Below are 2,865 nucleotides of genomic sequence, written 5' to 3' on the forward strand. Positions count from 1 at the left end.
GGATGCGGTCGAGTATTAAAAATCCAATGATGATCTGGGCTGTTATAACAGCAAACATACAAGCGAACATAGCGAGTGCCGGGAAGCGAAGTCGTTGGTCAAAAAAGCTTATAGTATTCTCGGAAGGCTCGTGGATTATTGTTGTTTCAGGTAAGCGGATCTTGATAATAACCCAGGCGATGAATGGGAGTACTGACAATACGTACAACGGCAGTGTCAGAGAGTATTGAGATAACATTCCACCTAAAGCTGGCCCTGCAACTAGCCCTATTGCACTTGCTGCCCCAATACTTGCCATGGCACTTTGTCGCTCTTTGGGCGTGGTAATATCTGCCACTAACGCAGTGCTAATAGGAGTAATAGCCGCTAAAAACAGGCCGACGAATGTGCGAGCAACGATCATTCCTATGAGTATGATGAGTGAGTGAAAGGTTGTTTTCAGGGATAGATCTAGCCATATCGTCATGAGGATAAAAGAGCACGCATAGCCTAAAGTAGCGACTAGCAATACGGGTTTTCGTCCCTTCTTGTCACTGGTCTCCCCCCATTTTTTTGCGCTAAGAAGCCAAGCTATTCCCGACATAGCGACCACCAAGCCACCATGCCATTCCATTAAACCAACTTCGCGAATAATCGGACCGATCACTGGAATGATCGACATCATCGCTGTCATACAGACAGCGTTTAATACAAATAACTGTTTAATAGTACTCATAAAGTGGCTTTTTTAGTTTGGCTACAATGTACGGGACATCAAATATACAACCGATATAATTCCAATAAAAGCATTAATGGAAAAGATTATCATTATCAGTTAAATTAATTGAAAGAGTTCGAAGTGGAAGAAAAATGATAAATGAAAGTAGTTATATAAATGTCAATGGTTCAACTATATATTACGAAATATCGGGTAATCTTACTGGTGAACCGCTGTTGATGCTTCATGGTGGACTTGGGTCAATCCATGAATTAGAGCCGTTACATAAGTATTTATTCGACAATTATCAATTAATAAGTCTTGATTTGCGTGGACATGGTAAGTCGGATCTAGGGTGTTTACGACTTAGTTACAGCCAGTATCAGCAAGATGCTCATTCCGTACTCGACGCTTTAGGAATTGAGCAATATTCGATATTTGGTTTCAGTGATGGCGGCATTGTAGGCTACCGCTTAGCCGCTCAAGAACCAAATAGGGTTTCTTGCTTGGTGACGCTCGGTTCACAATGGCAAGTGAATATTGATGATCCATCTATGAAACTATTATCCAGTTTAACTCCGGATTTTTGGCGCAACAGGTTCTCGGAGGACGTTGCTTTGTACGAGGCAACTAACCCAGAACCAGATTTTTCTAAGCTGGTTGATGCAGTTAAAGAGGCTTGGTTTGATAACACGGCATCGGGTTATCCTTGTGATTTAGTCGAACAGATTCGCTGTCCGACATTGATTATGAGAGGGGATAACGATTTTATATTTTCTCTTGATGAGGCAGTGGCTTTAAAAGGCAAAATTTCTGGGAGCTGTTTTGCCAACATTCCTCAGACAGCACATGCGTCATATCAAGAAGCACCTGATATTGTAGGTTCAATGATCAAGCGCTTTCTGTCGCAACATGGCAATAATAAATAGAACGTACTTGTTATTGATGCAGGTGCGTCGGATTACTAACAACTTAATCAATTGGGTAAAAAGCATAATGACTCGCCAAGATTGGTATCCACTGACTAATGCGCAGGAGGCATATTGGGACGAATTCGTTCAACATCCAGATAGGCCTTTATCGACAGTAGCTCATTGTTTGGAAATTTCAGGCTCTATCGATCTCGAAAAATTAGCCGATGCCATTAATCAGACTGTTTCAGAAGCGGAAGCTTTGCTGCTTAGATTTCGACGATTGGAAAATCAGTACTATCCCGTTCAAATGGTTTGTTTTGACGAAAAACCCACAGTGGAGGTCATCGATCTACGTGGGGAAGAAAACGCGCAAGAACAAGTAAATGCATATTTGCGCTCTGACGTCGAAACGGCCATTGATTTAGAAAAGGATGTGATTACGAAGGTACAGCTCTATATTGTAGGATCACAGAAAGTCTTTTGGTATCTGAGAACTCATCATATTGCGGTCGATGGTTACAGTATGAGTCTAATTGAGCAGCGTTGTTCGGAGCTTTATCTGTGTTTAGTGAATAACACAGCGCCAAAACACTACTTTAAGACGTTTGAGGTTTATCTCAAAGAAAACACCGATTATTTGGATAGTGACCGTTTCGATGTTGACCGATCTTATTGGGGTAATTATCTTGATTCAGCCAATCTGACGCTGAGTAACCACGATATCTCGGTATCTGATACAGTTTATTGTGAGAGGGATGTTCCTGAGTCGATTTGTGATTCTCTTATCACGGTATCTAAGCAATTAATGATTGGTTGGAGTGACATTCTCACCTTACTGTGTACAGCGTATCTTTATAGGCATTGGCGATCAGACGAACAGACGTCTTTTCCTTTGCCTGTGTGGCTACCATTTATGAATAGAATGGGTAATCCTTGTGCAAACCTACCGTCATTAATGGTCAATACTATTCCTTATATCGGAGAGGTTGCCGATGATGAGTCGGTGGATTCATATCTCAGAAGGGCGGTAAAAGAGCTTAGGGGAAATTATTGCCATGGACGGTATCGAGTAGAGAATAAATGCACATCTGGCGGACACTATTTTATTTCACCATTCATTAATATTTTGCCTTTTGAATCGACAGAATTTCATGGGTGCTCAACGAAACGTCGTATTATTGCTGGTGGAATTGCGGACGGGTTTAACGTAACCTTTCGCGGCTCAAGGCAAGCGAAAAACATGTCTTTAAAGAT

Annotated in this window: 3 protein-coding genes; 2 read left to right on the forward strand and 1 reads right to left on the reverse strand. The window is 41.6% G+C overall.

From position 1 onward, the window contains the following. Nucleotides 1-715 (reverse strand): MFS transporter (locus tag AB4653_RS24335; RefSeq protein WP_372105520.1); only part of this gene is annotated, 715 nt, incomplete at its 3' end. 134 nt (nucleotides 716-849) lie between these two features. Between AB4653_RS24335 and AB4653_RS24340 the strand changes: the two genes are divergently transcribed. Next, a complete protein-coding gene (locus AB4653_RS24340) occupies nucleotides 850-1,626 on the forward strand; it encodes an alpha/beta fold hydrolase (protein WP_102257357.1) in 777 nt (258 codons plus the stop codon). Nucleotides 1,627-1,693: 67 nt separating this feature from the next. Then, the coding region (locus tag AB4653_RS24345; protein ID WP_372105521.1) for a condensation domain-containing protein at nucleotides 1,694-2,865 on the forward strand (1,172 nt) is incomplete at its 3' end.

It is taken from the genome of Vibrio sp. 10N.222.48.A3 (genome assembly GCF_041475345.1).
In the GTDB taxonomy this organism is placed as follows: Bacteria; Pseudomonadota; Gammaproteobacteria; order Enterobacterales; family Vibrionaceae; genus Vibrio; species Vibrio tasmaniensis_A.

Bases quoted from the DNA above. Each gene is read 5' to 3' on its own strand.
- AB4653_RS24340 (WP_102257357.1), top strand. From the start codon at position 850: ATGATAAATGAAAGTAGTTATATAAATGTCAATGGTTCAACTATATAT.